Source organism: Sphingomonas sp. Leaf21 (assembly GCF_916858675.1).
Lineage (GTDB): Bacteria > Pseudomonadota > Alphaproteobacteria > Sphingomonadales > Sphingomonadaceae > Sphingomonas.
In genome coordinates this window covers 1-4180 of the sequence record NZ_CAKASM010000047.1, presented here as the reverse complement: position 1 = coordinate 4180, position 4180 = coordinate 1, and the positions used below count along the sequence as shown (strand labels likewise).

Genomic DNA, 4180 nt, shown 5'->3' with positions numbered 1-4180 from the left:
GCGCAGCGCGTTCTTCAGCGCGTGGTGCGCCTCGCCCTTGTTGAGGCCAACCTGGGCGCGGCGCTGCATGCCGGTGTCGAGAATCCATTCGATGATGAACAGCGTACGCTCGATCCGGCCGACCTCGCGCAGGGCTGCGGCTAGGTCGTTCTGATCTTCCCCCGTCTCGGCGGACACGCAGGGTTAGCAGGTCATGCTTTGCTCGGCTTGTTCGGGCGTAAGATACGCGATGGCCGAGTGCATGCGGTGCCGGTTGTAATAGCCTTCGATGTATCCGAACAGGGCCTGTCGCGCTTCGGCCTGTGTCGCCCATCGGCACTGATGGACGAGTTCGACCTTCAGGGTGTGGAAGAAGCTCTCCATCGGGGCATTATCGTAGCAATTACCGGTGCGGCTCATCGAGGGTGTTGCGCCGATTGCCGCCAAGTGGTCGACATAGGCACCGGCCGCGTATTGCGACCCGCGATCCGAATGGCAGATGAGGCCGGGCGCTGGTCGTTGGCGTTGGGCCGCCATCATCAGCGCGGCGAGCGGCAGCTCGGTCCGCATATGGTCGCGCATCGCCCAACCGACGATCTTGCGGGTCGCCAGGTCGAGCACCGCGGCCAGATACAGCCAGCCTTCCCCGGTCGCGATATAGGTGATGTCGGCGAGCCAGATCCGGTTCGGCGCATTTGCTACGAAGCGTTGCGCCAACAGGTTCGGCGCGATCGGCAGATAGTGGCGGCTGTCGGTAGTGCAGGGCCGAAACCGGCGTCCTGCCAGCGCGCGGATGCGGTGTCGGCGCATCAGCCGCTCGACGCGGCCACGGCTGCACTGATGGCCCTCCGCCCGCAGGGCGGCATGCATCCTGGGCGACCCGTATCGTCCCTGATGGCGCGCCTGAAGGCGGCGGACATCGTGGAGCAGGGCCAGGTTCGCTGTCGTCCGAGCGCTCGGTGCGCGACCGCGCCAATCGTAATAGCCGCTCCGCGACACGCCGAGCATGCGGCACATGACGTTCACCGGCCAGGTGGACGCATGCTGCTCGATAAAAGTGAACTTCACCGTGGCATCTCCGCAAAGATGCCGACGGCTTTTTTTAAGATGTCGCGCTCCATCCGCGCCCGCTCCAGATCGCGGCGCAACCGCGCAATCTCGGACGCCTGATCTGCCGGCGACGCCATGGTCGATACTGGCGGCTTCGCCGCCGGGCTTGTCGGCGGAGCGATGCCCTCCTGCTGCTTACGCTGCCAGCGACGCAGCATCGTCGGCATGATCCCCAGCTCCGCCGCCACCTCGGTCTGCATCCGACCGCTCGTCTCCCAAAGCGCAACGGCCTCGCGCTTGAACTCGTCAGTGAACCGACGTTTTGTCGTACTCGCCATCATACACCTCCTGGCTCCGCAGAGCCTATCATCGGTGTCCGCCAAACCGGGGGAAGATCACCGAGTTGGGCACCGAGGAAGGCGGACACCGCGAGTGGGATCACCTCACCTGGTGCCAGCATACGGCCGGGATAGCGCAGCGCGCACAGTTGGAGCGCGAAGCCGATCCGGTTCTCGGGGCGACGTCGCCGGTCGATATGGATCAGGTCATCATCGGCGAGGATGTAGTGACGGAGCAGCGATGCCTCGTCGGTCGGCAGGTCGAGCAACGCCGACCGCTGCCGGGCGCTCAGGATATGGCGTCGCGGCATGCGGCAGTGTCCCTGTTGAACAGAAGTCTGTTTTGGACAACACTGACCCCACGCAAATCAAGGCTTTTCGAGGCCTAATTCCAGAAGGGTTCAATTGGGACAGCGCGCCGCCATCTACGCCAGGGTTTCGACAGCCGACCAGTCGTGCGAACGGCAGCTCCGCGACCTGGCCGGCTTTGCCGAGCGTGGCGGCTATGAAGTGGTCGAGGTCTTCCGCGAAACCGCGTCGGGCATGAAGGCAAACCGTTCGGCGCGGGCTGAGGTGATGAAGCTGGCGCAGGCACGCCATATCGATGCGATCCTCGTTACCGAACTCAGTCGCTGGGGGCGTTCGACCCAGGACCTGCTCGATACACTCAACCGGCTGTCGGGCTGGCGCGTGTCGGTGGTCGCGATGAGCGGCATGACGTTCGAGGTCGATACGCCGCATGGGCGGATGATGGCGACGATGCTCGCAGGTATAGCCCAGTTCGAGCGCGACATGCTGAGCGAGCGGGTCCGCTCTGGCCTTGCTGCAGCGCGGGCACGTGGCCGCAAACTCGGCCGGCAACTGGGGGAGCGACCCAAGTCGGACCGCCTCGCGCCCAAAGTGTTGGCGCATATCGCCGAGGGGCGGAGCTATCGCTGGATCGCTCGCGACCTGGGACTCAGCAAGAACACGGTCGCCGGGATCGTGGCTCGCGCACGGGGTAACGTGAGCCCTGATGTCACGGTGACGACATGACCGGGGCGTCTGGACGGCTGCGTCCCGATCCCCGGCGCAAGGCGCGGTTTCGCGAAATCGCCCGAGGCATTGTCGCCAAGGATCGCTACAATCGGAAGTACGGGATCGCCGTCGACACTGCTGGCGCCATCGCGCAGGCGCTAGAGCGCGCGTACCGCGATGGAGTCCGGGACGACCCGGCCGCAGCCGTTCAAGCGCCCGAACAGGATGATGCCGGCCCGCTGGAATGGGCGTTGATCCCACCACGACCGCGAGATGCCTTCTGGAGTATCTGCCTATACACCCTGGGCCGCGATACCGATCTCCCACGTGACGGCCATCTCGCTCCGGCTATTACCGAACGCGGAACGCCCGGATGGACACTCGTGGCAGGAGGGTACACCCCTGACAGGGTGATCAGCGATAGGAGCATTGGCCCGCTTGTCCGCCTCGGCCTTATCGCGCTCGCAGTCGATTTACCGGTTCGCATGATCGTAACTGCACAGGGGAAGGAAACATGGGCTCTCTTCTGCCAGCGCGGTGGGATGTACCCTGAGGATCTCACTGACATTTGATCCATTTGATCGACATCCATCCGGCGGAATGGTGAAGGGCAGCATCCGCCCCAAAGCGGACCTTTCAACCTGAGGCTACGTGGGGTAAGTTGGCGCTATGTCCAGCGTCGTCTCCGCTAGCCGATCTCGAACCAGTAGCGCCAAACGAAAAGCGCAAATCGTTCAGCAGGTCGCTGTTGGCGGCCAGCAGGTGGGCCCTCAGAGTGATGGCGTAGGGCAGCGTGAAGCGGCGAAACAGGCCGCTATGGAGAATTACCGTAAAGCGATGGCAAGGCGCGACCAAAAAGGTTGACCGGCGGTTGAGTGGTCGTCGCTGGATTGCGGACGGACTGCGCCCGCCCCAAATCAGTCATTTGAATGCGGAAGGCTGGTTATCGGGCAAGCCCTCCACACAGGCTCCGTTCGCATCATGACATCCCAAAGCCTCGCTGACTTCGTCCCGCACTCGATCGAGTTCTCGACATGGCGCGCCCATCTCCGCTTCGAGATAAAATTCAGGCTGTGGACTGAGCTTCTTTGCGGCAGACAGCATCTTATTGAACTGCTGAGCCGAAACAAAAGAGCCGTTCCAATAGAGTTTACCGGCCCTGTCTAGAGTGACTTTGTTCCTGATCACCTGCAAGCCTCGATTTAAATTTGGCTTGCGCCAAGCGGCATCAGGCGGAGTGCACGCTCGCGGTTCACTATTTGCACACCCGAATAAGCAGGCGAGCGCGAGTAACGATAATATGAGGCGTGGGTTCATGCCGGTAACATGGCAGCGACAATGTCGGGTTTCCACCCCTTCTTGCCGTTTCGCTTAGGGTGTCATTTCGCCCTCAGCCGGAACCGACCCCTATGACCCTGACATCATTGCCGAAGCGATTCTTTCGAGCAGCGGCTTCGCCCGCGTCGGTATCACCATGCCCGATGTCAGGCTGCGCGAGCGCGCCGCCCGCGACATGGCGCAGACCATCGCCGCCCGACTGGACCAGCCTCCTCCCCATGACAGCCGGCAAATCGTCCTCCCGCTGTAGCCTGCGATGGTCCTCTCCACTGCGGAGCGCGACCACCTCAACCGGCAGATCGTGACGCTCTCCCATGCCGCGCCAAGCGGCCGATGAGGCTACAGACGGGGATCGCTTAAAGCTACTCGATAAGGGCAAAGTGAGTAGCCCCTAGTTTTCTAGACGCCTTGAGCCATCAAAGCCTGCTGCCGTTCGAACTCGACGGGCGACAGCATCC

At 62.9% G+C, this 4180-nt stretch carries 4 protein-coding genes and 2 pseudogenes; 3 read left to right on the top strand and 3 right to left on the bottom strand.

Annotated features, from left to right (window positions below):
• From LRP66_RS18155 to LRP66_RS18145, 3 genes and pseudogenes are all read right to left on the bottom strand, one after another.
• A pseudogene (locus LRP66_RS18155) lies at positions 1-153 on the bottom strand (Tn3 family transposase); the annotation flags it as partial.
• Positions 154-183: 30 nt separating this feature from the next.
• A protein-coding gene (locus tag LRP66_RS18150; protein ID WP_230483998.1) for an IS3 family transposase occupies positions 184-1367 on the bottom strand; the annotation gives its coding sequence in 2 pieces (ribosomal slippage) (positions 184-1088 and positions 1088-1367; 1185 coding nt in all).
• A gap of 50 nt (positions 1368-1417) precedes the next feature.
• Positions 1418-1678 (bottom strand): annotated as a pseudogene (locus LRP66_RS18145) (DUF4158 domain-containing protein); the annotation flags it as partial.
• A gap of 94 nt (positions 1679-1772) precedes the next feature.
• Between LRP66_RS18145 and LRP66_RS18140 the strand changes: the two are divergent.
• The 3 genes from LRP66_RS18140 to LRP66_RS18325 all read left to right on the top strand — a co-directional run bounded on the left by LRP66_RS18140 (position 1773) and on the right by LRP66_RS18325 (position 3972).
• A complete protein-coding gene (locus tag LRP66_RS18140) occupies positions 1773-2402 on the top strand; it encodes a recombinase family protein (protein WP_004213007.1) in 630 nt (209 codons plus the stop codon).
• Positions 2399-2956 carry a hypothetical protein gene (locus tag LRP66_RS18135; protein WP_004213004.1) on the top strand — a complete coding sequence of 186 codons (558 nt, stop codon included), beginning with the start codon at positions 2399-2401 and terminating at the stop codon, positions 2954-2956. Before LRP66_RS18140 ends, LRP66_RS18135 begins: the two co-directional genes overlap by 4 nt.
• An 809-nt stretch (positions 2957-3765) precedes the next feature.
• On the top strand, positions 3766-3972 hold the full coding sequence (locus LRP66_RS18325; protein WP_329959314.1) for a DUF6771 family protein: 207 nt from the start codon (positions 3766-3768) through the stop codon (positions 3970-3972).
• Positions 3973-4180 lie beyond the last annotated feature (208 nt).

Coding starts and splice junctions, on each gene's coding strand:
- LRP66_RS18135 (WP_004213004.1), top strand. CDS start 2,399: ATGACCGGGGCGTCTGGACGGCTGCGTCCCGATCCCCGGCGCAAGGCG.